This window comes from Oscillibacter valericigenes (genome assembly GCF_016902445.1).
Taxonomy (GTDB): domain Bacteria; phylum Bacillota; class Clostridia; order Oscillospirales; family Oscillospiraceae; genus Oscillibacter; species Oscillibacter avistercoris.
This window is the reverse complement of the sequence record NZ_JACSNX010000005.1, coordinates 125,914-151,247: the sequence shown is the minus strand read 5'-3', so window position 1 is coordinate 151,247 and position 25,334 is coordinate 125,914. Positions and strand designations below refer to the sequence as shown.

Here is a 25,334-nt window from a genome sequence, read left to right as displayed (position 1 = left end):
TTTGCCTGGCCGACCAAGATGAGATGCGGGGTCCCCGCCGCGCTGTGCGCGGTGGGGCCTGACCTGCGCGGTGAGCCGCCGGGTGCCGCGGGTCTATCTGGAGGACGGCAAGATCGTGGAGCGAAGTTTGCACCTGCTGTGAGCGCAGGGCAGCGAGCCGCCGCGGATGCGGCGTCCAAGCGTTTTGCCGCAGACGGCAAAACCTTGGGGAGGCCGGGCTTTGCCTGGTCGACCAAGATGAGATGCGGGGTCCCCGCCGCGCTGTGCGCGGTGGGGCCTGACCTGCGCGGTGAGCCGCCGGGTGCCGCGGGTCTATCTGGAAGATGGAAAGATCGTGGAGCGGAGCCTCTATTTGCTATAAGAGCGGAGAGTTGAGAGTGAGGAGTCGGATGCGGAATGCGCCTGCGGCACATGAAGCGTAGTCTCCCTTCACTCCGCTGCGGCGGACGGGCCCTGCCGACACTCTAGTATTGGCACTCCTCACCCTCCGCTCTTTACTCTTCACTCTTCACACCCTGCCCTGCCCCTGCATAGGATAGTGCGGGGCGTGGACGCCGGAATTTTGCGCCGTTGGCAAAGTATAAATTCCGTGCCTGCGTGGGAGAATGAAAGTGGCCTCACTGAAGGAGCTTCGGTGACGGGTACTTCTTTCGGCGGAGTGTGAACTTTGTGGATACAAGTGTCAAGCGCGGTGATATCTATTATGCCGATCTCTCCCCGGTGGTGGGCAGCGAGCAGGGCGGTGTCCGGCCGGTCCTGATCATTCAGAACGACACGGGCAACCGCTACAGCCCCACTGTGATCGCGGCGGCCATCACTTCCCAGACCGGGAAGGCCAAGCTGCCCACACATATCGATCTTCCGGTGGAGGAGAGCTGCGGCCTGAGCCGGGATTCCGTGGTCCTGCTGGAGCAGGTGCGCACCCTGGACAAAAAGCGCCTGCGGGAAAAGATGGGCCATGTGGAGGAGCGGGTGATGGAGAAGGTGGATCTGGCCATCGCGGTCAGCTTCGGCCTGCCCCATGACCAGCTGGTGTGAGAGATCGTCCTGCACAGACGGTACACAGGCTGAGACGGCCGCGGCGCCGGAGACCGGCGGTCCCCGGCGGCGTGTGATCTGAAACAAGAGGTCCCTCTGAAAAGGGCGGTCCGCCCTTTTCAGAGGCGCCATGTTCTCATACACGACAGATCAAGACACGGAGGTACATAAGAGCATGAAAAAGAACAGATGGTATCTGCGGCTGCTGGCACTGCTGGTGCTGTGCGGAGCACTGAACGTGACGATCACCGCCGCGGCGGAGGCCGGCTCCTCCGACGACCCGCTGGTGACCCTGAGCTACCTGAACGAGACGTTCATGGACTCCATCATGGAGCGGGTGGACCAGAAGATCGCCGCCCGGAACGCCCAGCTGGGCGTCTCCACCGGCAGCGGTGCCAATACAGCGGCCACCTTTACCGTGGTGACCCTCACCAGCGGACAGACCCTCACCGGGGACATCGGCTGCGAGGTGATGCTGCGGGTGGGGACAGCCGCCTGCGTCTCCCCCTCCAGTCCGGGCCTCATCGACGAGACTGCGGCCGCGACGCTGAACAACGGCGGCGCCTTGGTGCAGAACCACCTGTATATGATGACCATTGAGGGCCGGGGCGTCCGGGCCACAGCCGCCACCACCAAGCTGTTGGTCCGGGGCAGCTACACCATCGCCTGATCTGCGCATAAAGAGCTCCGCCTGGGCATAGGATCTCCCAGGCGGAGCTTTTTTCGGAGAGGGGGCTGGGCCATGGACAAGTTTCCGCTGATGCAGGATGGAAGGCCCGTGGGGGAGCTGATCACGGAGCGGGAGGCGCTCTACACCTGGTATGAGGCCCGCTGCCGCCTGCCGGGGGAGGGGCTCTGGTGTGCCTGGGCGGTGGGGGACCGGGGAGAGCTGCGGCTAGGCGTCCTGGAGCCCTGCGGGGACCGGGCCTCTATCCGGCGGCGGTTTTCCGCCCAACTGACGGCTCCGATGGGAAGACTGCTCCAGGGGGAGATCCGCCCCGTCCGGCCGGCCGAGCCCGTGGACTGGGCGCCGCTGGAGCGGCCGGAGGCGCTCTTCCGCTCCCGGTGGCTGCGGGAGCAGCTGTGGGGCCTCTCCGGCCTCCTGACCCGGAGCGGGGACGGCCGGCGGTACGTGGCGGCGCCCTATGATGCTGGCCGGCCCTTTCCGCTGCCGGCACTGTTCTGCTTTGCCCGGGTGGTCCGGATCGGCGGCCGGATGTATGCGGTCTTCGCCTTTGACAAGGGGGAGCAGCCGGTGTTTTGAAAGGCGGCGGCTGCCGGAATTTTTCCCAAAACCGTGCAAATTGTGGATACCATATTCCGGGAGCCTGTGTTATAATAACTCCAAGGCAGTCCCGCCGCTGCGGCGGACTGCCGGGGATTCCAATGGAAAGAGGAACGGCCCCCGGAGCCGGGGACCTGTTTGGGAGGGTCTGGTATGAAGTGCCCCTATTGCGGATACAGTGAGAGCAAGGTCATCGATTCCCGCCCGGCGGACGAAAACAGCAGCATCCGCCGCAGGCGGGAGTGTTTGTCCTGCGGCAAGCGGTTCACCACCTACGAGACGGTGGAGAGCCTGCCCATGGTGGTGGTGAAGAAGGACGGCAGCCGCCAGAGCTTTGACCGGCGGAAGGTCTTGGGCGGCATGATCCGGGCCTGCGAAAAGCGGCCGGTGCCTCTTGCGGAGCTGGAGAAGATCGCCGAGGAGATCGAGCAGGACCTGCAGAACTCCATGGAGCGGGAGATCAGCACCGAGGCCATCGGCGAAAAGGTGATGGAGCGGCTGCGGGATGTGGACCAGGTGGCCTATGTCCGCTTCGCCTCTGTGTACCGCCAGTTCAAGGACATCGACACCTTCATGGCGGAGCTGAATAAGCTGCTGGCCGACAACCGGTGAGGCGCTACAGGACGTTTTTGATGTCCAGCCGCTCCATCTCCGTCAGGAGCCGGAGCTGGTCCCGCAGGTCGGAGAGCTCCGCCCGGAACTCCGTGAGCTCCCGGGTGGCGGCAAAGGCCATGGCGCGGCGGTACATGGCCTCCGCGTCGTCCACGGAGTCGTGCTTCGCCACGATGTGGAGATAGGTCTGGCGCTCCGACCAGTCCTCATAGCTCTCCGCCAGCGCATCCAGGGCCTCTGTCCAGGCCTCCGCCTGGGCCAGGGCGTCCACCTGCTGCAGCTGGTCCCGCCAGCGGTCGGTGCTGTCGGCCATATGGGACCCGTTCCACAGGGCGAAGGCCAGGATCGCCGCCAGAATGGCGATGGGCGTCAGACAGGATCTCATGCTTCCCGCTCCTTCCGGACGCAGAATACCTGCCCTCGCTCATCCAGGGTCAGGAGGAACACCTCCCGGGGGGAGGAGATCTTCTCCCGGGACAGCTGCTTGCGCAGCCAGTTTTCGTCCCGGCCGCAGGCCGTCAGGTTGCGGCGGAGGAGCCGGCCGTCATTGATGAGCACCACCGGCAGCGTCACATCGTCCTCCAGGTCCAGGCCCAGCTGCTCCGCCGTGGGCGGCTGCTGGGCCGCCCAGGGAAAGACGGTCAGCTGGCCGGAGTTCTCCAGCACGGCGTACTTCACGTCCTCCACCCGGCTGATGCCCTGCTCCCGCAGCTCCTCCATCAGCTCGTCGAGGGTGTAGCGGTTGCGCCGCATGGCCGCCTGCTGCAGTACGCCGTTCCGGATCAGGACGGCAGGGGTGCCGCAGATGAGGGCCCGCAGCCGCAGGCTGCGGAGCGACAGCTGGCTTAAAAGCAGCGACAGGGCCAGCAGCGTCAGGATCGGCAGCAGCCCCGAGAGCAGGGGGATGCCGAAGTCCTGCATGGGCACGGCGGCCAGGTCGGAGATCATCATGGTCAGCACCAGCTCACTGGGCTCCAGCTCGGCGATCTGGCGCTTGCCCATCAGCCGCATGCCGGCCATGATGAAGAAGTAGAGTATGATCGTGCGGACAAAGGCGGTCATCATAGCGCATATCCCTCCGTCCCGGTAGTATCTGCCGGAACGGAGCTTTTATCCCGGATCGAACTCCCGCGGGGAGAGGATCATAGAATATTGAACAAATCGCAGATGTGAAAGGAGTTTATGGGCTATTGCCCATCAGAAGCGCCAGCGCCCGCCCATTGGGCGGGACGACGAGGGGAAGGGAGTATCGAGGCTTTCGGCGGATGCCCTTCCGTGCCCACGGGCGCGTACACAGCCGGCAAATATGCGGGCGACCGCAAAACAAAGGGGCTGTGACCGTGGTGAAAGCGGCAAATGACTGCGCATTTGTCCTTTTGAACAGTTCCATCGAGAAATTCAGGAGGATATAACAGAATATGTGCGGAATCATTGGATTTGTAGGAAAAGAACCCGCGGCCCCCATTTTGCTGGAGGGCCTGGAGCGGATGGAGTACCGGGGCTATGACTCCGCCGGCGTGGCGGTGCGGTCCGAGACGGCAGGGCTCCAGATCCGCAAGACCAAGGGACGGCTGAAGGTGCTGTCCGACTTGATCCACGGCGGCGCGGACCTGGAGGGAGAGCTGGGCATCGGCCACACCCGCTGGGCCACCCACGGGGAGCCCAACGACATCAACGCCCACCCCCACGTCAGTGAGAACGGCCGGATCGCCATCGTCCACAATGGCATCATCGAAAACTATCTGGAGCTGAAGGAGCACCTGATGCGCCAGGGCGTGCGGTTCACCTCCGACACGGACACGGAGGTGGTGGCCCAGCTGCTGGAGTTCCACTACAACGAGTGCCGCAACATGCTGGAGGCCGTGGGCCGCTGCCTGCGGCGGATCGAGGGCTCCTATGCCCTGGGCATCATCTGCGCCGACTATCCCAACGCCCTGATCGCCGCCCGGAAGGACAGTCCCCTCATCATCGGGTACGGTCAGAACGGCAACTTCATCGCCTCCGATGTGACGGCCATCATCAAGCACACCCGGGACGTGGTGTACATGGACGACGGGGAGATCGCCGTCCTCACCGCCGACAGCGTGGACGTGTTCGACGACGAGATGCTGCCGGTGGAAAAGACCCACAGCGTCATCGACTGGGATGTGTCCGCAGCGGAGAAGGGCGGCTATGCCCACTTCATGGCCAAGGAGATCATGGAGCAGCCGGAGGCGGTCCGCAAGACCATCTCCCCCCGCATCCGGGACGGCCGGGTGGTGCTGGACGATCTGCACCTGACGGCGGATTATGTCCGCGGTCTCTCCCGGATCTTCATCATCGCCTGCGGCTCCAGCTACCACGTGGGCGTGGTCAGCAAGTACAGCTGGGAGAAGCTGCTGCGCCGGCCGGTGGAGGTGATGCTGGCCTCGGAGTTCCGGTACTGCGACCCTCTGGTGGACGAAAAGACGCTGGTCATCGTCATCAGCCAGTCCGGAGAGACGCTGGACACCATGGCCGCCATGCGGGAGGCCAGGCGCCGTGGCGGCCGGACGCTGGCCATCGTCAATGTGGTGGGCTCTTCCATCGCCCGGGAGGCGGACGACGTGCTGTACACCTGGGCCGGGCCGGAGATCGCCGTGGCCACCACCAAGGCCTACACCACCCAGCTGGTGCTGATGGACCTGGTGGGCCTCTATCTGGCGGACCTGCTGGGCACCGTGGAAAAGCCTGCGTACGAAGCCATCCTCTCCGAGATGCAGCTGCTGCCGGAGAAGATGCAGGGCTTCCTGGCCCACACGGAGGACATCCAGTATTTTGCCTCCCGGTACTTCAACCACGACTCCATCTTCTTCATCGGCCGGAACCTGGACTACGCCATGGGCCTGGAGGGCTCCCTGAAGCTGAAGGAGATCAGCTACATCCACTCGGAGGCCTACGCCTCCGGCGAGCTGAAGCACGGCACCATCTCCCTGATCGAGCCGGGCACCCTGGTGGTGGCCCTGGGGACCTACGCCCCCCTCTTCGACAAGGCCATGAGCAACGTGGTGGAGGTGAAGGCCCGGGGCGCCGAGGTGCTGGCCCTGACCACCGAGCCCTTCCGGGAGAGGATGGAGAAGACCGCCGACGCCACCATCTCCGTGCCGGAGACCCACCCCATGCTCCAGCCCTCCCTGAGCGTGGTGCCCCTGCAGCTGTTCGCCTACTACGTGGCCCTCCAGCGGGGCTGCGACATCGACAAGCCCCGGAACCTGGCCAAGAGCGTCACCGTGGAATAAGAACTTCCGCCCGGACCAATGGCCCGGGCGGTTTTTTGCTTGACATATATCGAAAACCAATATATAATGACGGCATCGCAAATATATAGAATATCTATATAAGGAGGGAGCCTATGGAAGCGGACAAGAGCCTGGTCAGCGGCAGCATGGCCCTGCTGGTTTTGAAGCTGCTGGAGGACGGAGACAAGTACGGCTACCAGATGACCAGCGAGCTGAAAGCCCGGTCGGAGGATGTGTTCCACCTGAAGGCGGGGACCCTGTACCCTCTGCTGCACACGCTGGAGGAGAAGGGCCTGGTCACCGCCTATGAGCGGGAGGCCGCCGCCGGCAAGCCCCGGCGGTACTATCACCTGACCAAGGAGGGCCGGGCGGCCCTGCGGGAGAAGGAGGCGGCGTGGCACACCTACGCCGACGCCGTGGGCCGCGTGCTGAGGGGAGGTGCCTGCTGTGCCGGGGCCTGAGACCATCCGGGACTATCTGGACACAGTGGCCGCCCAGATCCGCTGGAAGCGGGCCCGGGCCGTGGCGGTCCGGGAGCTGGGGACCCACCTGGAGGACCAGCGGAACGAGTTCCAGGCGGAGGGTCACTCCCCGGAGGAGGCGGAGCGCCTGGCAGTGGAGGAGATGGGGGACCCGGTGGCCGTGGGCACGGACCTGGACCGCCTCCACCGGCCGAAATCCCAGTGGAAAATGCTGTGCCTGCTGGCGGCTGCCCTGGGGCTGTGGCTGGTCCTCCGGCTGGCGGAACGCTGGGGCGTCAGCTATTGGAGCGAGTATGTGGTGTCCTTCGGAGGGATCGTCCTGCTGGCCGCCGGCCTGGCGGCGGGGATCTATCTGCTGGACTACACCCTTCTGGCAAAGGCGGCGCTGCCGCTGGCGGTGCTCCTGACCGCCGCGGCCGCCCTGGGCGGAAGGCTCCAGTTTCAGATGGGATGCACCCACGATCTGGGCCAGTACATCATCCTGCTGCTGCCGGTGGCCATGGCGTTGGCGGTCTACGGCCTGCGGTCCCGGGGGACGGGAGGGCTCGCCCTCTGCTGCCTGTTGGGGCTGCTGCCGGCGGTGTGCTATCTGCCGGGGTCGCCGCTGCGATTCCTCTGGGCCCTCTGGGGCGCTCCGCCGGTCCTCTGGGTCAGCCTGTTCGGCGTCACCGGCGTCCTGGCGGCGGGGGTGAGGCTGGGGGCCTTCGGCGCCCAGCAGCGGAACTGGCTGCTGGTGGCGGCCTACGGCACGGCAGTGCTGGTCTGCCTGGCGGCCACCTTCCTGCGGCCCGGCCAGTGGCTGTATATGCCCCAGGAGGAGATGACCTGGGCGCAGGAGATCGTGAGCCACGCAAAGCTGGCCGGGATGGTGGAGCTGGACCCCGCTTTGATGAGAGACGTGCGCCTCGAGCTGGGCTTCCGCAGATATCACGGCTATATGCTGGCGGTCCTGGCCAACTACGGCTGGCTGGGGCTGGCGCTGATCCAGGCCCCGGCGGCAGCGATCCTGATCTTTGGCTGGCGGAAGCTCCGCCGCCAGGCGTCCCTGCTGGGCAGGCTGCTGGGCACGGCGGCGCTGGCGGTGCTGACCTGGCAGGCGGCGGCCGTTCTGGTCCAGGATCTGGCGGGGCTGCGGGGAATGCTCACCTGCTTCCCCTACCCCTTCCTGTCCGACGGCGGCACCGCCCTGGCGGTGGACTGCGCCCTGCTGGGCCTGCTGCTGTCCGTCCTCCGGGAGGAGTCCATCGCCCGGGACGCCCCGGTGCCCCAGACCCCGCAGAAAGAGACCGCTTGACTGGAAAACACAGCGGCGGAGAGGCTTTGCCTCTCCGCCGCTGCTTGCTGTCCACAGTCAGCCCATGGAGCCCGCCTGCTCCGCCAGCGCCGCGGCGCTGGGCTGTGTTTGAAGGATCTCCGTGTCGTCGGGGTTGGCGTGCCAGGTTGGGGACCGCGTGCCGTCCCAGAGGCCCGCCAGAGAGTCCGCCATCTCCTGGACGGCCGCCTCGTAATCCGCTTTCGACAGCGTACCCGCCGCTGCCTCCTGCTCCAGCCGCGCCGTCTCCCGTTCCATGAACGCCTCGTACTCGGCGGCGGCCTGGGCCTGCATGGTGGTGACAAGGCCGTGGCCCGGCACCTCGATCACCTCCACACTGCCGTAGGTCCCCGGGGCGGTGATCCGTGCATCCTCCTGAGCCGTCTCTTCCTCCCGGGCAGCCAGTTCCTCATCGGTGAAGAGCTCCCGGAACAGGCCGGTCTCCTGGAAAAAGGCATCCACCGCCTCCGGGTCCGCCTTGTTCACGTCCAGGGGTAGGGTGAACATGCAGCCCACCACATCCTCCCGCATGGCCAGCGTGCCGTCCTCCGCGGCGGAGAACATGCTGTAGCTGGGGACAAAGCCCTGGTACACCGCCAGGTATACGGTGTGGTCCGCGAACATCTCCACGCTCTGGGTATCCATCAGGTAGTAGGCTTGCCCGTCCTGGAGGAAGGAAGCGCAGCTTCCGTCCAGGGAGAAGATATTCACCGACTGGGGGGGATACCCGGCCACCAGCGGCGTGACGGTGAAGGTGCCGCTGGCGGAGATGTCGTAATTGTCTTCCGTCAGGGGCGTGCCGTCCGTCCGGGACACGGACACCACGGCGTAGGTGCGGGTCTCATCCGCGTCCTCGTACCAGCGGGAGAGGCCCGTTCCGCTGACCAGCCCGCCCAGGGTGACGGTGTAGTCCCCGGCGGTCTGGGTCTCGTTCAGCACAATGGCGTCCTTGCCCTCAAAGGCGGCGGCCAGGGCCGGGTTGTCCAGCTCCTCCGCCACCTGGGCGGGGGTCAGCCACACCACGGCGGCGGATACGGACACGGCCAGCAGGGCCACAGCCGCCGCAATCAGCAGGGCGGTCTTTTTCACTCGATTCATAGGCATGATGATCTGCTCCTTTTCAGATGCCTGCCGCAGGGCCGCCAGCTTCTGAAGGGTCCGCTCTTCAAAATCTGCGGAGAAGTCCACGGCGTCGAACGCGGCGCGGTAGTCCTGGCGATTCATTCCACATCCTCCTTCAAGATCTGGCGCAGCCGCTCCCGCCCCCGGGAGAGCCGGGTCCCCACGGTGGGGACAGGGAGCCGCAGCAGGTTGGCAATTTCTTTGATGGAATAGCCCTCATAGTAATAGAGGTGGATCACAGCGCTGTACTTCGCCGGCAGGGCCTGCACGGCGGAAAGGATGGGGGAGGGCTCCGGCAGCTCTCTGCCCGGCAGGACCTCCGCGTCCTCCAGGGGGAGCGTCCGCCGCTCCGCCATGCGGGCCATGTCACAGGCCCGGTGGAGGGTGGCCCGGATCAGCCACGCCTTCTCGTGCTCATCGTCCCGGAACTGTGGCCGGGCGGTCAGCAGCTTCAAAAAGACGTCCTGGACCACGTCCTCCGCGTCGGCGGGGGACGCCAGCCGGGTCATGGCGATCCGCAGCAGCATCCGGCTGTGGGATTCCACAGCGCGGCGGATGGTTTCGTCGGTACCAAACGAAGTCAGGGTCCTCAGCTCCTTTCACCCATAACACGGGTGTGCCTGCCAAAATTATTCACCGTCGGGAAAATTTTGTAAAGCCCTGGTTTTTGCTCCCCGGTCATTGACAGGAAGGGAATGGCTGTGTTAATATGTAAACCAATTATAGAGATCCCTCCGCGGTGCGGCGGGATTTTTTTGGGACGCGGCATGTCGAAAAAACAGGAAAGGAAGCGGATCATGGGAAAAAAACGGATGTTTGCGGCGCTGCTGGCGCTGCTGATGACGGTGGGCACCCTGGTACTGCCGGCCCAGGCGGCCTTTACCGACACGGCGGGGCACTGGGCGGAGACCGCCATTACAAAGTGGAGTGAGGAGTACAGCATCATCAACGGCTATGAGGACGGGACCTTCCGGCCGGACAACTCCATCACCCGGGGCGCCTTTGCGGGCATCCTGGACCGCTTCCTGAAATTCCAGAGCACCTCTCCTGCCGGGACCTTCTCCGACCTGAGCGGGAACTACTGGGAGGATGCCATCCTGAAGCTCCACGCCTCCGGCGTGTACCTGGGCAACAACGGAGCGGCCCTGGCCGGGGACACCATCACCCGCCAGCAGGCGGTGACCATGATTGCCCGGGCCTTCAACATCTCCGGAGAGAGCACGACGGTCTATTACCTGGATGCGGATCAGGTGGCGGAGTACGCCCGGCCCTACCTTGCGGAGATGTCCGCCCTGGGCTATATCACCGACTCCTCGGACGGCTACTTCCGGCCCACGGAGGCCATTACCCGGGCGGAGATCGTGACGATCCTGGACAACATGATCGAGGTGCTGATCCAGAGCAATGTGGTCTACTCCCAGGATGTGGAGGGCACCGTGATGATCAACGCGGCGGAAGGCGCCGCCCTTCAGGACATGACCATTGCCGGGGACCTGATCCTGGCTCCCGGCGTCACCGGCAGCGTGACACTGGAGAATGTGACCATCCAGGGCACGGTGCGGAACTTCGGCAGCGCCACGGTCACGGATCTCGCCCAGCAGCCGGAAGAGCCGGAGGCCATCCAGCCCAGCGACGTGTACACCCCCTCGGAGACCACGGGGGAGTATCTGACCTACAGCAACCAGCAGATCCCCATCTACACGGGCGTGGAGCGGAACCGCTTCTCCCAGGGGGATTTCGAATGGGACCCGGACCATCCGGACCGGCTGATCTATACGGGCGATGACTACCGGACCCGCTTCGGCATCGACGTGTCCGCCTATCAGAACCGGGCCAGCACCAACAACACCATCGACTGGGAGGCCGCCAAGGCCGACGGCGTGGAGTTCGCCATGGTGCGGATCGGCCTGCGGGGCTACGGCTCCGGCAGCATCATGGAGGATGCCTTCTACGCCCAGAACATCGACGGGGCCATGGCGGCCGGCATTGAAACCGGCGTCTACTTCTTCGCCCAGGCCATCACCGTGGAGGAGGCCATCGAGGAGGCGGACTTTGTCATTGAACTGCTGAAGGACCACGAGATCGACGGCCCCGTGGCCTACGACTGGGAGATGCACGACAGCACCTACCGGGTCTACGGCACCACGCCGGAGATGGCCACCGCCTGCGCCGTGGCCTTCTGCCAGCGCATCGAGGAGGCCGGCTACGACGCCATGGTCTACGCCGGACAGTATGTCAGCTACATCAAATACGATCAGGGGGCCCTGGAGCCCTATCTCTCCTGGTACCCGGAGTACAAGAGCACCAGCTCTGAACAGCTGTATCCCACGCTGTACTACCACAGAGACTACTGGCAGTATTCCAGCTCCTGCACGGTGGCCGGCATCGGCGGCAATGTGGATGTGAACCTGCAGTTCATCCCCCGCTGAGACGCCGCGGGAGCACATCGCAGAACAGAGAAATCCGGCGGGGCATCTGCCCCGCCGGATGGCGATTCCACGGAAGTTTACTTGCAGTTCTCCTTCTGGGCCTTCTTCTGCTGGCTGTTCTCGCGGTTTTCCTTCTGCTGGGTCTGGCCGGCATCGCGCTTGTTCTGGTTGTCGCGGTTGCTCATCAGGACACCTCCTTTCGCCTGCTTGAGTACATGGCATAGTCTCACCGCCGCCGCTGGGAATTATACACCGCCGCTGGAAAAAACCGCTTTCCCATCAAAAATGGGATTGACAAACACAGGAAGGGGTGCTATACTAATTCCGCAAAACAAAGAAGGCTGACTGCATCCGCCTCACCTCCAGCGTCTCAGCAAAGAGGTCAACACTGCTGTGATCAGACCACCGTCCGGTGGTTTGTTGTTGCGCGGATGCCTGCATGGTATCCGCGTTTTGTGATTTTGAGATGGAGGTGCTTCGACCATTAGTAAACTAGTGCATGAACTGAATGAGGAGATCAGCGACAAGGAGATCCGCCTGATCGGTTCCGAGGGCGAGCAGCTCGGCATCATGGCCCCTGCGGAGGCTCTGAAGATCGCCGATGAACAGGGCCTGGACCTGGTCAAGATCTCGCCGCAGGCCACTCCCCCCGTCTGCAAGCTGATGAACTACGGCAAGTTCCGGTTCGAGCAGAGCAAGCGGGAAAAAGAGGCCAGAAAGAACCAGCACGTGGTGGAGATCAAAGAGATCCGCATGTCTCCGGGCATTGACATTGGGGACTTCAACACGAAGCTCAAGAATGCACAGAAGTTCATCGCTGACGGCAACCGCGTCAAGGTCTCGGTCCGCTTCCGCGGCCGGGAGATGGCCCACACCGACATCGGCAGGGACCTGCTGGACCGTTTTGCCGCACAATGCGCCGAGACCGCCAATCTGGATAAGCCCGCCAAGCTGGAGGGCCGGATGATGTCCATCTTCCTCTCCCCCAAATCCGGCAAGTAATCTGATTTCAACGATACGGAAGGAGCAACCATTATGCCGAAGCTGAAGACCCACAGTGGTGCAAAGAAGAGATTCAACCTGACCAAGACCGGAAAGGTCAAGCGCGCCAAAGCGTTCAAGAGCCACATCCTGACCAAGAAGGATACCAAGCGCACTCGTCGTCTGCGTGCCGGCGGCTATGCGGATACCACCAATGTGGATGCGATCCGCAAGATGATCCCCTACAAGTAAGACACGAGACGTTCAAATAGGAGGTTTTTCAAATGGCTAGAGTTAAGGGCGCAATGATGACGCGCAAGAGAAGAAATAAGATCCTGAAGATGGCGAAGGGCTACTGGGGCTCCAAGTCCAAGCACTTCCGCGTGGCCAACCAGGCCGTGATGAAGTCCCTGAGCTATGCCTACACCGGCCGCCGGCTGAAGAAGCGTGATTTCCGCTCCCTGTGGATCACCCGTATCTCCGCCGCCTGCAAGCTGAACGGCATGAACTACTCCACCTTCATGCATGGTCTGAAGGTCGCCGGCATCGAGATCAACCGGAAGATGCTGGCGGAGATGGCCGTCAACGACGCCGCCGCCTTCACCCAGCTGACCGAGATCGCCAAGAAGGCGTAAGGCAAGCGGATCGAAGTATTGAACAGCGCCCTCCCGTATGGGAGGGCGCTGTTTTTGCGTATTCGCCGGAAGCGTGTGCCGGTCACGCCTCCCGGAGCGTTTCGCCGATGAGGGCCATCTGGCCAGCCGTTAGGTCCCAGTCCCAGGGGAGATCGACCTCTGCCATCCGGCCGGGCCAGCACAGCAGGAACTGGTTTACCGGTTCTCCGGAGCGGTATCGCTGCAGAACTTCCTCCGCGCCCCAGGGGGCGGGGTCCACGGGCTGGTAGACGTCCCAGTCTTCCTCGGGCAGCTGATCATTGTCCCGCTCCACCCACTGGATGAAGTCCCATTTGCACAGGTCATAGAGGAAGGAATTTTGGACCGTGACGATCTCATAGCGCAGCTCCGGCAGGTCCCCATCACCCAGACGGGCGTCCTGGCGGTACTCCCCGTGGGCAGCCAGGGGAGACCGGTCCACGTCCGCCTCCGTGGACCAGCGGTCGTAGTCCACCTCCACCAGATCCTCCACCCGCAGGGGGATGGGGTCGTGGTAGACGGACCAGGTCATGCCGTGATAGGTGTAGGTCTCCGCCGGCGGGCGGTCCTCCAGCCAGCCGGTGCCGGCATTGTGCATCACCAGGGCGAACAGCCCCGCCATGCCGCCCACGAACATGGCAACGCAGATCCCTGCCATCACCAGCACGTTGGCCCAGGGCGGGCACCGCAGGTGCTGGAGCGATTTCCGGGCAGTGTCGGCCAAGAAACAGGTCAGGGCCAGAAACAGCAGCATCCCCATGGTCAGCAGCACCATCCCGGCGGACCGGCTGAGGGAGGCGAACACCCCCACGATCAGCAGCACCGACCAGACGATCACCAGGACGCTGAGCCCCCGGGCGCTCCGCAGGTCCGGCAGGGGCAGTCCCGCCTCGGCGGCGGCGCTGGCCCTTCGGAGCCAGCGGCGGTAAGAGACCAGGCTCGCCAAGATCAGCACCAGCAGGGGCAGGTAGGCCGTGTATGACAGGAGACCGTTGGCGTTGGCCAGGGTGTCCACCGGGTCCCGCAGGAGCTGCCAGCACTGCTGCGCTACTTCCAGCAGGCAGATCAGCAGCAGTGCCAGATAGCTCCGGACCATCGGCTTTCCAACGCTCCGGCGGATGTTCTCCAGCTCCGCCGCCGGGTCTGTCTCGATGGGCACGGCGTCGGGGTCTTCGTTGTAAAACACCTGCACCTGGTCCAAGCTGGCCGCCGTGTGCCACCCGGCCTGGGCGCAGTAGTCCTGGAAGGTGTCCAGCCCCTCCGCCGGGGTGGGGGAGAACCGTCCGGCCCCGGCGAAGAAGGTGACGGCGAATCGGAGCCGCTTCGGCTCCGTCCGCCGGTATCGCCAGGACCAGCTGCTCAGATGGTCCAGCATCCAGCCCCCGGCGGCCATGTCCGACAGGTGGTCCGTCACCCGCTTCCGGTCCAGAAAGCCGTACAGGGGCATCCACTCCCGCTTCGTGTTCCTCATAGGGCGCCTCCTTCCGTCTCCGCCAGCCGTTCATAATCCGCCGCCAGCGTCCGCAGCCGCCGGACCTCTGCCTCCAATGCATCCTGCCCGGCGGAAGTGATGACATATCTCCGCTTCCGGCCCTCCACCTTCGTCTCCCGGATGTACCCGGCCTGCAGAAACTGCTCCAGCAGGTTGTAGAGGGTCCCCGGCCCCACCGCCACCCGCTGATGCGTGGTCTCGCTGATCCAGGCCATCACGTCCGCACCGCACCGTTCCTGCCGCAGGCATAGCAGGATGTAGAACATCTGCTCCGTCAGGGTCTGGAATTTCTCCCGGGCCACAGGGCGTCACCTCCTCATACTCGAATATCGATATTCTTCTGAGAACAGAGTATCATCGAATATCGATATTGTCAAGAGGAAAATGCACCGGCCTGAAACGGCAGGCTCCGGCGCCCGGCCGGGAGGGATCCCCCTTGTCATTTGCGGCGGGGTGTGGTATGCTAAGCCCGTAATCCCATGGAAAAAAGGAGAGAAAGACCATGACGTATACATTTCGGCCCCAGGGCGTCTGCTCCCGGGAGATGCGTGTAGAGCTGGATGACCAGGGCGTCATTCAGAAGATGGAGGCACTGGGCGGCTGCAGCGGCAACCTCCAGGGGATCTCTGCCCTGGTGGTTGGCATGACTGCGGAGGAGGCGGTCCACCGTCTGAAGGGCATCCGCTGCGGTGCCAAGAGCACCTCCTGCCCGGATCAGCTGGCCTGCGGGCTGGAGGCCTGGCTGAACCAGCAGAAGCAGTGAGAGTTTGTGCGCCGCACGGCAAATGCCGTGCGGCGCGGTTTCGTTTCGGAATCGTTCAGGAACGCGTCCGCCGCCGGCAGGGGGACAGAAAATCCCTGGACAAGCCGGAAAAAACATGGTACACTAATAAATCGCCGGCAGCCGGGGAAAGCTGCCGCCAAACCAAAGAAAGACGGTTCAGACGTTTATGAAGATCGTTTTGGTCATCGACCAGTTTGACGACGCCAACAACGGCACCACCATCAGCGCGCGGCGCTTTGCCCAGGCCCTGAAGGCCAGCGGCAACGAGGTGCGGGTCATCGCCACCGGCAAGCCCGCTGACTACAAATACGCCGTGCGGCAGATGAAGTTTTTCCCGGTGGTGGAGCATCTCATCACCAGCCAGGGCATGCGGCTGGCCATTCCCAACAAGCACGTCTTTGAAAAGGCGGCGGCCTGGGCGGACGTGGTGCACTTCATGATGCCCTCGCCCCTGGGCATCATGGGCCTGAAGCATGTGGAGAAGCTGGGCATCCCCCACACGGCGGCCTTCCACTGCCAGCCGGAGAACATCACCTTCACCCTGCACCTGGGCAACAGCAGGCGGGTCAACGACTTTGTGTACAACCGGTTCCGGGATACGTTCTTCAACCGCTTCACCCACATCCACTGCCCCAGCAACATGATCGCGGACCAGCTGCGCTCCCACGGGTACACCGCCCAGCTCCACGTGATCTCCAACGGCATCAGCCCGGAGTACACCTACGGCAAGCAGGAGAAGGAGCCCTGGATGCAGGGGTTCTTCAACGTGCTGATGGTGGGCCGCTATGCCGGGGAAAAACGCCAGGACGAGCTGATCGAGGCCTGCGCCAAGTCCCGCCACGCCCAGGAGATCCAGGTGATCCTGGCGGGGAAGGGGCCCCTGGAGAAGAAGTACCGGCGTCTGGCGGAGAAGCTCCCCAACCCCATCGTCATGAGCTTCTACGAGCCCGCCCGCCTGCTGGAGATCCTCCACATGGCGGACCTGTACGTCCATACCTCCGACGCGGAGATCGAGGCCATGAGCTGCATGGAGGCCTTCGCCTGCGGCCTGGTGCCGGTGATCGCCGATTCCCCCCGGTCCGCCACCCCCCAGTTCGCCCTGGACGGGCGGAGCCTGTTCCCCGCCGGGGATACGGACGCCCTGGCGGAGCGGATCGACTGGTGGATCGAGCACCCGGCGGAGCGGCAGGAGATGGAGCGCCGCTATGCCGAGCACGCCAAGCAGTACTCCCTGGCGGAGTCCATCCGCAGGACGGAGGAGATGTTCCGCCAGGCCATCGCCGAGCAGCGGGGGACCCGGGCGTAAACACAGAACACACAACGGGCGGCAGCGGCTTCGCTGCCGCCGTTTTGCGATGCGGACGCATCGCATGAAGGGCAACACCTCTGTCCGGAAGAGGTGCTGCCAAGATCTGATCAGAACAGGAGGTGATCCAATGCCCTATGAGATCGTGGAACGGGACGGGACGCGCATCGCCGTGATCTCCGGCGGCGCGGCGCAGATCCGGGACGCGTCCTCCGCCCTGGACCTGGCCATGTCCATCCGGTATGAGACGGGGATCTCCCGGCTGGCCATCGACAAAGAGGTACTGTGCGGGGATTTCTTTATCCTCAGCACCGGCGTTGCGGGGGAGATCCTGCAGAAGTTCATCAACTACCGGTTCAAAGCGGCCATCTACGGCGACTATACCGGATACACCAGCAAGCCGCTGCAGGACTTTATCCGGGAGTCCAACCGGGGCCGGGACTTCTTCTTCGTCTCCACGCAGGAGGCGGCCCTTCAAAAACTGCGGGACGCCGGGTGACGGACCGGCCGCCCGCGCCCACAGCGCCGTCACGCGCCGCCGCTGGCACCAGCGGCGGCGCTTTCGCATACCCTGATGGTGAAACGCCCTGACCGGCGTTTGGTACGTATGGCAGGCCCCGACCAAGGAGTGATCGAGCAATGGCATATTCCGACCGGGAGCTGCTGGCGCGCCTGATCCAGTGCGAGGCGGGCGGAGAGGGAGAGAACGGCATGAAAGCGGTGGCCGGCGTGGTGATGAACCGGGTCCACGCCAAAGGCGGGGAGTACGCCCGGGTCGGGCAGGGCAGCATCCGCAACATCATCTTCCAGCCCTATCAGTTCGTCTGCGCCAGCGAGACGGAGGGCGGCGCCTACAACCCCCAGAACATCTACAACATGAGACCGGAACAGATCCACTATGACATCGCCGACTGGGCCATCGCGGGCAACCGGCTGCCGGATGTGGCGGAATCCCTATGGTTTTACAACCCCTTCGGCCCCACCTGTCGGTCCTTCTTCCCCTCGGAGGTGGGATACTGGCAGACCCGGATCGGCGACCACTGTTTCTATAACCCAACCGATGCGTATTATCAGACTTGAGAGGTGTTGGATATGGCACACTATCAAAATTCGTACAATGGCCGGGCCATGACACCGCCTGCGGTCCCGGCCGCGCCCGGCCCCGTGGACTGGTCCGGTGAGATCGCCCCCCTGACGGGGGAATCTGCCGCTCTGCCGGCGCCCGGCCGCTCTGTCACCGGCGCCGGGCGGCCCATGGACCGGCTGACCACCGCGGAAGAGCGGGGGCCTCAGCAGCTGGGCTCCTTGGATCTGCGGAACGGCCTGCCCAGTGAAGTCGTCACAGACCCCATTTCCACGGAGGAGGCCTACCGGGGCTCTCTGAAGGCCATGCTGCAGAAATATGTGGGCAACTACGTGGTGGCCACCTTCCTGGTGGGCACCCAGAACACCACCTCCTGGGAGGGCATCCTGTACGACGTGGGCAATGACTACATGACCATCTACCAGGAGGGCCGGGACCGCTATATCGTCTCGGACATCTACTCCCTGAAATTCGTTGAGTTTTATGACACCCGCTGCCGGGACATCTGCGACGAGGTCCTCCGCAGCGGCTGGACGCCGGATCGGCGGACATGAGAAAACAGTTGCGGCGGCCGCGGGGATGTGCTAGAATCCAGATATCTCTACATCAGAAAGGAAGCATCCCCATGGATTTTGCAAAGCTCGCCGCGGAGCGGTACTCTCTGCGGAAATTCAGCGACCGCCCCGTGGAGGCGGAGAAGCTGTCCGCCGTGCTGGAGAGCGGCCGCAACGCCCCCACCGCCCACAACTTTCAGCCCCAGCGGATCCTCGTGCTCCAGAGTCCCGAGGCCCTGGAGAAGGTGGACGGCTGCACCGGCGCCCACTTCCACCCGCCTGTGATGCTGGTTGTGGCCTATGATCCCGCCGTTTCCTGGAAGCGGGAGACCGACGGAAAGGACCACGGCGAGATCGACGCTGCCATCGCCGCCACCCAGATGATGCTCCAGGCCGCGGACCTGGGACTTGGCACCACCTATGTGGGGATGTTTGAGCCGGAGAAGCTCCGCGCCGCCTTCCCGGAGCTGGAAGGCCTGGTGCCCATCGCCCTGCTGCCCCTGGGCTACCCGGCGGAGGGGGCCCATCCCTCCCGCCTGCACGCAGACCGCAAGCCCATGGAGGAGCTGGTGAAATACCTGTAAAAAGAGGAAACAGGGGCAAGCGCCCCTGTTCCCTCTTTTTACAGAGATAAAAGATATGAGATATGAGATAGGAGTTGTGGTGTCCGGCGGAGCCGGACGAATTGAAATCGTTCCGCCGGCGGCGGAACACCGCAGCTCCTATCTCCTCGTTCCAAACTCTTATCTGCAAACAAGGACCTGGGGCAGCGCCCCAGGTCCTTGCTTGCCTTATCTCCGTCTCCGGCCCCGATAGCCGCCTCCGCCGCTGCGGCGGGTGACGCTGCGGCCGTAACGGTAGCGCCGGCGGCCCACCGTCAGCTTCCAGAGCACCAGTGCCGCCGCCAGCACCAGCAGCACGATGCCGACCACCTTCACGGCGGTGGAGCTGAAGAAGTTCTGCACGTTCCGGCCGAACACCAGCAGGCCGGAGGCCTCCACGTCATGGGAGGCCAGCAGATCCACTGTGGCCACTACCTCGTCGTTCAGAGAGAGGGTGAGGGTGCCCAGCACCTGCCCCTCTGTGATCGGGGCGTCCAGGGGGCTCTCCAGGTCCAGCGTCCGCTTCAGAGAGGCGGGATCCGTGCCGTTGGGCAGCAGCACCTCCACATCCGATGCCGGGTGGACCGACACGTGATCCACCTTGGACAGCGCCACGCTGACCTCCTTCACCAGCTCCGTCTCCTCCAGCACCGTCTGATAGGAGAAGTTCTGGAAGGCCCATTTGAACATCTCGCGGGTATCGAAAAAGCTGTAGGTGCGGATCTCGCCGTCCGCCAGCGTCTCCCGGGGACCGCCCAGCGCCACGCTGATGAAGGACAGGCTGCCCTCGGTGGCGGAGGACACCAGACAATGGCCCGCCTCGTCGGTGGAGCCGGTCTTGATGCCGTGAGCATTGGAGTAGATATAGCCCAGGGAGCGCCATGTATCAATGAGATAGTTGGTGGTGTACAGGTTCCGCTCCTCGCTGAGGTTGGTTGCGGGGATGGTGGCCCGGGCGGTGTCGCAGATCCGCATGAAGTCCTCATGCTTCATGGCCTCCTTGGTGATGAGATACAGGTCCCAGGCGGTGGTATAGTGCTGGCTGTCATGGAGACCGGTGGCATTGACAAAGTGAGTGCCCTCACACCCCAGAGCTTCTGCCTTGGCATTCATGGCATCCACGAAGGCATCCACGCTGCCGCTGACCTGCTCCGCCAGGATATTGCACGCCTCGTTGGCGGAGACGATCAGCATGCACTGCAGCAGCTGCTCCACCGTCAGGATCTCCCCGGCCTGGATGCCGGCAGTGCTGCCGTCCGCCGCAAGCCCCTCCATGGCGCTCTCCGTGGCGGTGATCTGCTGGTCCAGGGACAGCTGCCCGCTGTCCACTGCCTCCAGCACCAGCAGGGCAGTCATGATCTTGGTAAGGCTGGCGGGGTACATCTGCTCATGCTCGTTTTTGCCGTACACCATCCGCCCGGTGTTGGCATCCACCAGCAGCATCGCCTCACAGTGCAGCTCCGGGGGCGTGACGCCGCTTTCCTCGTCCGCGGCGGACGCAGGGGTAAGGACCAGGCTGGCCATCAGGACCAGCAGGAAAAAAAGAGAGAAAAAGCGGCGTGTTTTCATATCAAACTCCTGTGATCTATGTTATAATAGAATGTATCGTGAAGCGTATCCGTTTCAAAGCGGCGGCAAAAAACGCCGCGATTCGACAGTTCAACTCTTAGTATACCAAAAAACAGGTGGGAGTTCAACAGTGAGTAGATGGGGAAAGCCGACGAAAAGTGAGATCATTCTGCTGGGCCTGACGGCGGCATTTTTGTGCACGCTGGCGGTTTTGTCCGCCCAGGACCGGCAGGAGCGGATCCCCGGCGCCGTCATCGAGACGGAGGTGGAGGTCCCCCGGGAGGAGATCGCCCCGGACTTCCCGCCGGTGGATCTCAACACTGCCACGGCGGAGGAGCTGGACACGCTGCCCGGCATCGGAGAGAGCCTGGCCGGGCGGATCATCGCGTACCGGGAGGCCAACGGCCCCTTCCGGACCATTGAACAGATCATGGAGGTGAGCGGCATCGGCGAGGCGAAGTTCGCAGAGCTGAAGGACCGCATCACCGTGGACAACGAAGGAGACATGACAAATGAGGATTCTGGTGGTCGATGACGAAAAGCTGCTGGTCAAGGGCGTGAAATTCAATCTGGAGAACGAGGGATACGAGGTGGAGTGCGCCTATGACGGGGCCACCGCCGTGGAGATGGCCCGGAACGGCCGCTACGACCTGATCATTCTGGATGTGATGATGCCGGAGCTGGACGGGCAGGAGGCCTGCCTGCGGATCCGGGAGTTCTCCAACGTGCCCATCATCATGCTCACTGCCAAAAGCGAGGACGCGGACAAGCTGATGGGCTTTGAGTGCGGAGCGGATGACTATGTCACCAAGCCCTTCAACATCCTGGAGCTGAAGGCCAGGGTCCGGGCGCTGCTGCGGCGGGCCGCCGGGGCCCAGCGGAGCCGGGGGACCGTCCTGACGGCGGGGGACCTGTCCCTGAACACGGAGGAGCGGGTGGCTGTCCGGGACGGGAAGGTAGTGGATCTGACCGCCAAGGAATACGACCTGATCGAGCTGCTGATGCGCAACCCCCGCCGGGTGTACAGCCGGGAGAACCTGATGAACGTGGTGTGGGGCTATACCTACGCTGGGGATTACCGGACGGTGGACGTCCACATCCGCCGCCTGCGGGAAAAGCTGGAAAAAAACCCGGCGGAGCCGGAGTATATCATGACCAAGTGGGGAGTTGGGTACTATTTCAAAGGATAAGGGCAGGCTCTGGAGCAGCCTGCAGGTCAAATTCAGCCTGAGCTACATCCTGATCATGGCGGCGGTGCTGGTCCTGCTGAACACGTATCCCATCCTGGTGTCCGAAGACCTGGTGTTCCGGGCCAAGGAGACGTCCCTGCAGAACAGCGTGTCCGTCATGGTCTACTCCCTCTCCGGCCTGGACCGGCTCAATGAGGAGAACGTGGCCCAGGCCATGGCGGTGGTGGAGGAGACAGGCCTCAGCCGCATCCTGGTGACGGACAGCGCCGGCAAGGTCCTCTACGACACCCGGGAGACCAATGACGCTCTGGGGGAGTACAGCTTTTACACGGAGATCGTCCAGGCCCTGCTGGGGAACGACATGTTCTCCAGCAGCTATCAGAGCGGCGCGTTCCGCAGCCGGGCAGCCTCGCCGGTGCTGTACCAGAACCAGATCATCGGCGCCGTCTACGCCTATGAGTACGATACGGAGCAGGCCGCCCTGCTGGAGGGGCTGCAGAGCAATCTGCTGCGGCTCTCCGCCGGCATCGCCGTGGTGATGCTGGGTCTCAGCGGCCTGCTGTCCCGGGCCATGACCCGGAAGATCGGCCGGCTGCTCACCGCCATCCGCCAGGTGCGGGAGGGCGCCTACAGCCACCGGGCGGAGGTCCGGGGCCATGACGAGATCGCCCAGCTGGCCCAGGAGTTCAACAGCCTGACCGACCGTCTCCAGACCACGGAGAACGCCCGGCGGCGCTTCGTGTCGGACGCCTCCCACGAGCTGAAGACGCCTCTGGCGGCCATCCGCCTTCTGACGGACTCCATTCTGCAGACGGACAACATCGACCCGGAGACCACACGGGAATTCGTCACGGACATCGGGCAGGAGGCGGAGCGCCTCTCCCGCATCACCGAGGACCTGCTGCGGCTGACCCGGCTGGACAGCGGCGTGCTGGACCCGCCGGCGGTGGTGGATGTGCTGCCGGTGCTGGAGCAGGTGATGCGGATGATGAGCCTGGTGGCCCAGGAGAAGGGAACGGAGCTGACCTACCGGTCCGAGGGGACCTGCACCGTGCTCTCCAGCCGGGACGAGATCCACCAGATCATCTACAATCTGACGGACAACGCCGTGAAATACAGCCCGTCCGGCAGCACGGTCCAGGTCTCTCTGTTCCGGGAGGCAGGCCAGGTGGTGCTGACGGTGGAAGACAATGGCGCCGGGATCCCGGAGGAGGATCTGCCCCGGCTGTTTGAGCGGTTCTACCGTGTGGACAAGGCCCGCTCCCGTGCCGCCGGCGGCACGGGCCTGGGACTTGCCATCGTCAGCGATACAGTGGAGCGGCGGGGCGGAACGGTAACGGCGGCCAACCGGCCGTCCGGCGGCGCGGTCTTTACCGTCCGCTGGCCCTGGCGGGAAGGGGGGACCCAGCCATGAAAAAGCGCCTGATCGCAGTGCTGCTGTGTGCGGCTTTTCTGGCGGCCCTCAGCTGGGGCAGCCCATACGGCGCGGACCGGGGCGAGACCTATGATCTGTATTTCCGGGAAGCGGACTTGTCCGCGGCCCCCGGCGGGGATGCGCTGCGGGCTGAAGAGCTGCATCTGGAGGCGGAGGAGACGCAGAGCGCCCTGTCCGTGGCGGAACGGCTGATGGACGCGCTGCTGGCGGGACCGGAGGACCCAACCCTGGTCCGCGTGATCCCGGAAGATACCACGCTGTTGTCTCTGGAGCTGGACGGCGGCAGGGCCAAGGTGGACCTGTCCTCCCGTTACCGGAATCTCTCCGGCGTGTCGCTGGCTCTGGCGGATTACTCCATCACCCTGACACTGACCCAGCTGCCGGAGGTCTCCGCCGTCAGCATCACCGTCCATGGACAGCAGCTGTCCTACCGGGACCGGCAGATCTTTGCCGCGAGGGACGTGCTGTTTTCCAGCAACGAGGACGTGGTCGGCCCCCTGCCGGCCACCCTGTATCTGCTGGATGAGAGCGGACGGCTGGTCCCGCAGGAGATGACGCTGGATCTGTATGAGGGAGATACCCAGGTGGGCGCCGTGGTCAAGGCGCTGCTGAACAGCACAGAGGACCAGGAGCTCCGCTCCGCCCTGCCGGAGGGGTTCCAGGTGACCTCGGTCCGGCAGGAGGAGAACACCTGCTATGTGGACCTGCCCACTGCGGCACTGCCGGGGATGTCGGAGGACGCAGATCTGGGCCTGGCGCTCCGGGCACTGGCGGAATCTCTGCTGTCCCTGCGCTCCGTGGCAGAGGTGCGCTATCTGGTAGACGGCGAATACGCGGCTGTCTATGGCGGCGTTTCCGTGATGGAACCCTACACGGCCTCGAACTGAATCAGAGCGGGACGGACCGCCGTCCCGCTCCTTTTATGCCCCGAAGAACAGCCGCACCGCAAGGGCCGAGGCCAGAAATCCCGTCAGATCCGCAGCCAGGGCCGCCGGGACCGTGTGGCGGGTGCGGATGATCCCGGCGGAGCCGAAGTACACGGCGATGGTGTAGAACGTGGTCTCGGTGCTGCCCAGCATTACAGCGGCCACCCGGCCGATGTAGCTGTCGGGGCCGTAGGTGGTGATGAGGTCGGTGCCCACAGCCAGGGCTCCGCTGCCGGAGACGGGGCGCACCAGCATCAGCGGCGTGGCCTCCGGCGGGATGCCCAGGAATTCCAGCACCGGGGCGCACAGGCCCGTGAACCACTCCAGGGCGCCGGAGGCCCGAAACATGGCCACAGCGGTCAGCAGGCCCACCAGGGCGGGCAGGACCTTCAGCAGCACTGTGAGCCCCTCTTCCGCGCCGTGGGTCAGGGCGCCGTAGACGTCCACCCGCCGCCCCATACCGTAGACGGCCACCCCTGCCAGCAGCACCGGGATCACCAGAGAGCTGAGATTCATCGCCGGCACCTCCCGGCGGCGGCCAGCAGCTTGGCGGCCGTGACACCCACAAGGACCGACAGGGCAGAGGCCAGCCACACCGCAGGCAGGATGTCAAAGGGCGTTTCGCACCCGCTGGCACTGCGGACGGAGGCGATGGTGGCCGGCAGCAGCTGAATGGAGGCAGTGTTCAGCACCACCAGCAGACACAGCTCGTCGCTGGCAACGCCGCCGCAGCCCCGGGCCATCCGCCGGGCTGCCTGGATGCCCAGGGGCGTGGCGGCGTTGCCAAGGCCCAGCAGGTTTGCGGACACGTTGGCGGAGATAGCCGCCAGCGTTTTCTCATCCCGGCTGGCCCGGGGCATCAGCCGCCGCAGGATGGGACGGAAGGTCCGGGCCAGTCCGGCGGACAGGCCGCAGACGTTCATGATCTCCATGACGCCGCTCCACAGACACAGCACGCCGGCCATGGAGACGCTGAGCTCCACGGCAGAGGCGGCGCCGTCCATGGCGGCATCCGCCACTGCGTCCAGGCGGCCGGTCAGAAGGCCAAAGACCAGGGACAGCACCACCATCCCGGTCCAGATCCAAGTCATTGCCACGGTCATTCCTCCTGCCTGCAGCGTTCCTGCCGGCGCGGGCGCAGGTGCGCCCAGCCGGGCCGGAAACAGATTGGGACTTGAGACACAATACGGTAAATTGTAAAATTATTTTTATTTCCAGTTT

30 protein-coding genes are annotated in these 25,334 nt (G+C 64.2%); 21 read left to right on the top strand and 9 right to left on the bottom strand.

Annotated elements, in window-relative coordinates:
* Positions 1-669 precede the first annotated feature (669 nt).
* From H9X91_RS06135 to nrdR, 4 genes are all read left to right on the top strand, one after another.
* On the top strand, positions 670-1,038 hold the full coding sequence (locus H9X91_RS06135; protein WP_204803574.1) for a type II toxin-antitoxin system PemK/MazF family toxin: 369 nt from the start codon (positions 670-672) through the stop codon (positions 1,036-1,038).
* A 175-nt stretch (positions 1,039-1,213) separates the two neighbouring features.
* Positions 1,214-1,708, top strand: a complete 495-nt coding sequence (locus tag H9X91_RS06130; RefSeq protein WP_204803571.1) for a hypothetical protein — start codon at positions 1,214-1,216, stop codon at positions 1,706-1,708.
* Between the two features lie 72 nt (positions 1,709-1,780).
* Complete coding sequence (locus H9X91_RS06125; RefSeq protein WP_204803569.1) at positions 1,781-2,302, top strand: hypothetical protein; 522 nt, start codon at positions 1,781-1,783, stop codon at positions 2,300-2,302.
* Between the two features lie 174 nt (positions 2,303-2,476).
* Positions 2,477-2,935: a transcriptional regulator NrdR gene (nrdR, locus tag H9X91_RS06120; protein WP_204803567.1), complete on the top strand. Its 459-nt coding sequence runs from the start codon at positions 2,477-2,479 to the stop codon at positions 2,933-2,935.
* 4 nt (positions 2,936-2,939) lie between these two features.
* Here nrdR and H9X91_RS06115 read toward each other — a convergent pair whose 3' ends face one another.
* Both H9X91_RS06115 and H9X91_RS06110 read right to left on the bottom strand, forming a co-directional pair.
* The gene (locus H9X91_RS06115) at positions 2,940-3,320 is read right to left on the bottom strand and encodes a DUF4363 family protein (RefSeq protein WP_204803565.1); all 381 of its coding nucleotides are present in this window, start codon (positions 3,318-3,320) and stop codon (positions 2,940-2,942) included.
* A complete protein-coding gene (locus tag H9X91_RS06110) occupies positions 3,317-4,000 on the bottom strand; it encodes a DUF421 domain-containing protein (RefSeq protein WP_204803563.1) in 684 nt (227 codons plus the stop codon). Before H9X91_RS06110 ends, H9X91_RS06115 begins: the two co-directional genes overlap by 4 nt.
* Before the next feature lie 353 nt (positions 4,001-4,353).
* On the opposite strand from H9X91_RS06110, the gene glmS reads away from it, so the two are divergent.
* The 3 genes from glmS (at position 4,354) to H9X91_RS06095 (ending at position 7,968) form a co-directional block, all read left to right on the top strand.
* Positions 4,354-6,192: a glutamine--fructose-6-phosphate transaminase (isomerizing) gene (gene glmS, locus H9X91_RS06105; protein WP_204803561.1), complete on the top strand. Its 1,839-nt coding sequence runs from the start codon at positions 4,354-4,356 to the stop codon at positions 6,190-6,192.
* Positions 6,193-6,305: 113 nt separating this feature from the next.
* Positions 6,306-6,653 carry a PadR family transcriptional regulator gene (locus H9X91_RS06100; protein ID WP_204803559.1) on the top strand — a complete coding sequence of 116 codons (348 nt, stop codon included), beginning with the start codon at positions 6,306-6,308 and terminating at the stop codon, positions 6,651-6,653.
* The gene (locus tag H9X91_RS06095) at positions 6,640-7,968 is read left to right on the top strand and encodes a permease prefix domain 1-containing protein (protein WP_204803557.1); all 1,329 of its coding nucleotides are present in this window, start codon (positions 6,640-6,642) and stop codon (positions 7,966-7,968) included. The genes H9X91_RS06100 and H9X91_RS06095 overlap by 14 nt, the downstream gene beginning before the upstream one ends.
* A gap of 57 nt (positions 7,969-8,025) precedes the next feature.
* Here the strand turns inward: H9X91_RS06095 and H9X91_RS06090 are convergent, their stop codons facing one another.
* Together H9X91_RS06090 and H9X91_RS06085 are read right to left on the bottom strand one after the other, a co-directional pair.
* Positions 8,026-9,210, bottom strand: a complete 1,185-nt coding sequence (locus H9X91_RS06090) for a hypothetical protein (protein ID WP_204803556.1) — start codon at positions 9,208-9,210, stop codon at positions 8,026-8,028.
* Positions 9,207-9,653, bottom strand: coding sequence for an RNA polymerase sigma factor (locus H9X91_RS06085; protein ID WP_295690860.1), 447 nt, complete (start codon positions 9,651-9,653; stop codon positions 9,207-9,209). The genes H9X91_RS06090 and H9X91_RS06085 overlap by 4 nt, the downstream gene beginning before the upstream one ends.
* 252 nt (positions 9,654-9,905) lie before the next feature.
* Between H9X91_RS06085 and H9X91_RS06080 the strand changes: the two genes are divergently transcribed.
* The 4 genes from H9X91_RS06080 to rplT all read left to right on the top strand — a co-directional run bounded on the left by H9X91_RS06080 (position 9,906) and on the right by rplT (position 13,153).
* Positions 9,906-11,537, top strand: coding sequence for an S-layer homology domain-containing protein (locus tag H9X91_RS06080; RefSeq protein ID WP_204803555.1), 1,632 nt, complete (start codon positions 9,906-9,908; stop codon positions 11,535-11,537).
* A 495-nt stretch (positions 11,538-12,032) separates the two neighbouring features.
* Entirely contained in the window at positions 12,033-12,539 is a 507-nt protein-coding gene (gene infC, locus H9X91_RS06075; protein WP_204803554.1) for a translation initiation factor IF-3, read from the top strand.
* Positions 12,540-12,572: 33 nt separating this feature from the next.
* Positions 12,573-12,770, top strand: coding sequence for a 50S ribosomal protein L35 (gene rpmI, locus H9X91_RS06070; RefSeq protein ID WP_204803553.1), 198 nt, complete (start codon positions 12,573-12,575; stop codon positions 12,768-12,770).
* Between the two features lie 32 nt (positions 12,771-12,802).
* Complete coding sequence (gene rplT, locus H9X91_RS06065; RefSeq protein WP_204803552.1) at positions 12,803-13,153, top strand: 50S ribosomal protein L20; 351 nt, start codon at positions 12,803-12,805, stop codon at positions 13,151-13,153.
* Positions 13,154-13,235: 82 nt separating this feature from the next.
* Here the strand turns inward: rplT and H9X91_RS06060 are convergent, their stop codons facing one another.
* Positions 13,236-14,642, bottom strand: a complete 1,407-nt coding sequence (locus H9X91_RS06060; protein ID WP_204803551.1) for a DUF2812 domain-containing protein — start codon at positions 14,640-14,642, stop codon at positions 13,236-13,238.
* Entirely contained in the window at positions 14,639-14,965 is a 327-nt protein-coding gene (locus H9X91_RS06055) for a helix-turn-helix transcriptional regulator (protein ID WP_204803550.1), read from the bottom strand. Before H9X91_RS06055 ends, H9X91_RS06060 begins: the two co-directional genes overlap by 4 nt.
* A gap of 200 nt (positions 14,966-15,165) precedes the next feature.
* Between H9X91_RS06055 and H9X91_RS06050 the strand changes: the two genes are divergently transcribed.
* The 6 genes from H9X91_RS06050 (at position 15,166) to H9X91_RS06025 (ending at position 18,975) form a co-directional block, all read left to right on the top strand.
* The gene (locus H9X91_RS06050; protein ID WP_204803548.1) at positions 15,166-15,426 is read left to right on the top strand and encodes a TIGR03905 family TSCPD domain-containing protein; all 261 of its coding nucleotides are present in this window, start codon (positions 15,166-15,168) and stop codon (positions 15,424-15,426) included.
* Between the two features lie 187 nt (positions 15,427-15,613).
* Positions 15,614-16,753, top strand: a complete 1,140-nt coding sequence (locus tag H9X91_RS06045) for a glycosyltransferase (RefSeq protein WP_204803546.1) — start codon at positions 15,614-15,616, stop codon at positions 16,751-16,753.
* A 130-nt stretch (positions 16,754-16,883) separates the two neighbouring features.
* Positions 16,884-17,252 (top strand): DUF4180 domain-containing protein, encoded by a 369-nt coding sequence (locus H9X91_RS06040; RefSeq protein WP_204803544.1) that lies wholly within the window; start codon positions 16,884-16,886, stop codon positions 17,250-17,252.
* 140 nt (positions 17,253-17,392) lie between these two features.
* Positions 17,393-17,833, top strand: a complete 441-nt coding sequence (locus H9X91_RS06035) for a cell wall hydrolase (protein ID WP_204803542.1) — start codon at positions 17,393-17,395, stop codon at positions 17,831-17,833.
* A 12-nt stretch (positions 17,834-17,845) separates the two neighbouring features.
* Positions 17,846-18,391 (top strand): hypothetical protein, encoded by a 546-nt coding sequence (locus H9X91_RS06030; RefSeq protein WP_204803540.1) that lies wholly within the window; start codon positions 17,846-17,848, stop codon positions 18,389-18,391.
* Positions 18,392-18,462: 71 nt separating this feature from the next.
* Positions 18,463-18,975 (top strand): nitroreductase family protein, encoded by a 513-nt coding sequence (locus tag H9X91_RS06025; protein ID WP_204803538.1) that lies wholly within the window; start codon positions 18,463-18,465, stop codon positions 18,973-18,975.
* Between the two features lie 207 nt (positions 18,976-19,182).
* On the opposite strand, the gene H9X91_RS06020 is transcribed toward H9X91_RS06025, so the two are convergent.
* Positions 19,183-20,562, bottom strand: coding sequence for a D-alanyl-D-alanine carboxypeptidase family protein (locus H9X91_RS06020; protein ID WP_204803536.1), 1,380 nt, complete (start codon positions 20,560-20,562; stop codon positions 19,183-19,185).
* A 130-nt stretch (positions 20,563-20,692) separates the two neighbouring features.
* Between H9X91_RS06020 and H9X91_RS06015 the strand changes: the two genes are divergently transcribed.
* Genes H9X91_RS06015 through H9X91_RS06000 form a run of 4 tightly spaced genes read left to right on the top strand, consistent with a single transcriptional unit; the run spans position 20,693 to position 24,074 of the window.
* The gene (locus tag H9X91_RS06015; protein WP_325193789.1) at positions 20,693-21,097 is read left to right on the top strand and encodes a ComEA family DNA-binding protein; all 405 of its coding nucleotides are present in this window, start codon (positions 20,693-20,695) and stop codon (positions 21,095-21,097) included.
* Positions 21,075-21,752 (top strand): response regulator transcription factor, encoded by a 678-nt coding sequence (locus H9X91_RS06010; protein ID WP_204803532.1) that lies wholly within the window; start codon positions 21,075-21,077, stop codon positions 21,750-21,752. Before H9X91_RS06015 ends, H9X91_RS06010 begins: the two co-directional genes overlap by 23 nt.
* Positions 21,730-23,166: a sensor histidine kinase gene (locus tag H9X91_RS06005; protein ID WP_243414445.1), complete on the top strand. Its 1,437-nt coding sequence runs from the start codon at positions 21,730-21,732 to the stop codon at positions 23,164-23,166. Before H9X91_RS06010 ends, H9X91_RS06005 begins: the two co-directional genes overlap by 23 nt.
* Positions 23,163-24,074, top strand: a complete 912-nt coding sequence (locus H9X91_RS06000) for a GerMN domain-containing protein (protein ID WP_204803530.1) — start codon at positions 23,163-23,165, stop codon at positions 24,072-24,074. Before H9X91_RS06005 ends, H9X91_RS06000 begins: the two co-directional genes overlap by 4 nt.
* A gap of 33 nt (positions 24,075-24,107) precedes the next feature.
* On the opposite strand, the gene H9X91_RS05995 is transcribed toward H9X91_RS06000, so the two are convergent.
* Both H9X91_RS05995 and H9X91_RS05990 read right to left on the bottom strand, forming a co-directional pair.
* On the bottom strand, positions 24,108-24,629 hold the full coding sequence (locus tag H9X91_RS05995) for a spore maturation protein (protein ID WP_204803528.1): 522 nt from the start codon (positions 24,627-24,629) through the stop codon (positions 24,108-24,110).
* The gene (locus H9X91_RS05990; protein ID WP_243414454.1) at positions 24,626-25,204 is read right to left on the bottom strand and encodes a spore maturation protein A; all 579 of its coding nucleotides are present in this window, start codon (positions 25,202-25,204) and stop codon (positions 24,626-24,628) included. The genes H9X91_RS05995 and H9X91_RS05990 overlap by 4 nt, the downstream gene beginning before the upstream one ends.
* Between the last annotated feature and the right edge of the window lie 130 nt (positions 25,205-25,334).

What these genes read in the sequence shown, in the direction of transcription:
- H9X91_RS06125 (WP_204803569.1), top strand. Translation starts at nt 1,781, where the DNA reads ATGGACAAGTTTCCGCTGATGCAGGATGGAAGGCCCGTGGGGGAGCTG.
- nrdR (WP_204803567.1), top strand. Translation starts at nt 2,477, where the DNA reads ATGAAGTGCCCCTATTGCGGATACAGTGAGAGCAAGGTCATCGATTCC.
- rplT (WP_204803552.1), top strand. Translation starts at nt 12,803, where the DNA reads ATGGCTAGAGTTAAGGGCGCAATGATGACGCGCAAGAGAAGAAATAAG.
- H9X91_RS06030 (WP_204803540.1), top strand. Translation starts at nt 17,846, where the DNA reads ATGGCACACTATCAAAATTCGTACAATGGCCGGGCCATGACACCGCCT.
- H9X91_RS06080 (WP_204803555.1), top strand. Translation starts at nt 9,906, where the DNA reads ATGGGAAAAAAACGGATGTTTGCGGCGCTGCTGGCGCTGCTGATGACG.
- H9X91_RS06040 (WP_204803544.1), top strand. Translation starts at nt 16,884, where the DNA reads ATGCCCTATGAGATCGTGGAACGGGACGGGACGCGCATCGCCGTGATC.
- rpmI (WP_204803553.1), top strand. Translation starts at nt 12,573, where the DNA reads ATGCCGAAGCTGAAGACCCACAGTGGTGCAAAGAAGAGATTCAACCTG.
- H9X91_RS06045 (WP_204803546.1), top strand. Translation starts at nt 15,614, where the DNA reads ATGAAGATCGTTTTGGTCATCGACCAGTTTGACGACGCCAACAACGGC.
- H9X91_RS06115 (WP_204803565.1), bottom strand. Translation starts at nt 3,320, where the DNA reads ATGAGATCCTGTCTGACGCCCATCGCCATTCTGGCGGCGATCCTGGCC.
- H9X91_RS06020 (WP_204803536.1), bottom strand. Translation starts at nt 20,562, where the DNA reads ATGAAAACACGCCGCTTTTTCTCTCTTTTTTTCCTGCTGGTCCTGATG.
- glmS (WP_204803561.1), top strand. Translation starts at nt 4,354, where the DNA reads ATGTGCGGAATCATTGGATTTGTAGGAAAAGAACCCGCGGCCCCCATT.
- H9X91_RS05995 (WP_204803528.1), bottom strand. Translation starts at nt 24,629, where the DNA reads ATGAATCTCAGCTCTCTGGTGATCCCGGTGCTGCTGGCAGGGGTGGCC.
- H9X91_RS06050 (WP_204803548.1), top strand. Translation starts at nt 15,166, where the DNA reads ATGACGTATACATTTCGGCCCCAGGGCGTCTGCTCCCGGGAGATGCGT.
- H9X91_RS06010 (WP_204803532.1), top strand. Translation starts at nt 21,075, where the DNA reads ATGAGGATTCTGGTGGTCGATGACGAAAAGCTGCTGGTCAAGGGCGTG.
- H9X91_RS06025 (WP_204803538.1), top strand. Translation starts at nt 18,463, where the DNA reads ATGGATTTTGCAAAGCTCGCCGCGGAGCGGTACTCTCTGCGGAAATTC.
- H9X91_RS06000 (WP_204803530.1), top strand. Translation starts at nt 23,163, where the DNA reads ATGAAAAAGCGCCTGATCGCAGTGCTGCTGTGTGCGGCTTTTCTGGCG.
- H9X91_RS06090 (WP_204803556.1), bottom strand. Translation starts at nt 9,210, where the DNA reads ATGAATCGCCAGGACTACCGCGCCGCGTTCGACGCCGTGGACTTCTCC.
- H9X91_RS06035 (WP_204803542.1), top strand. Translation starts at nt 17,393, where the DNA reads ATGGCATATTCCGACCGGGAGCTGCTGGCGCGCCTGATCCAGTGCGAG.
- H9X91_RS06110 (WP_204803563.1), bottom strand. Translation starts at nt 4,000, where the DNA reads ATGATGACCGCCTTTGTCCGCACGATCATACTCTACTTCTTCATCATG.
- H9X91_RS06130 (WP_204803571.1), top strand. Translation starts at nt 1,214, where the DNA reads ATGAAAAAGAACAGATGGTATCTGCGGCTGCTGGCACTGCTGGTGCTG.
- H9X91_RS06060 (WP_204803551.1), bottom strand. Translation starts at nt 14,642, where the DNA reads ATGAGGAACACGAAGCGGGAGTGGATGCCCCTGTACGGCTTTCTGGAC.
- H9X91_RS05990 (WP_243414454.1), bottom strand. Translation starts at nt 25,204, where the DNA reads ATGACTTGGATCTGGACCGGGATGGTGGTGCTGTCCCTGGTCTTTGGC.
- H9X91_RS06100 (WP_204803559.1), top strand. Translation starts at nt 6,306, where the DNA reads ATGGAAGCGGACAAGAGCCTGGTCAGCGGCAGCATGGCCCTGCTGGTT.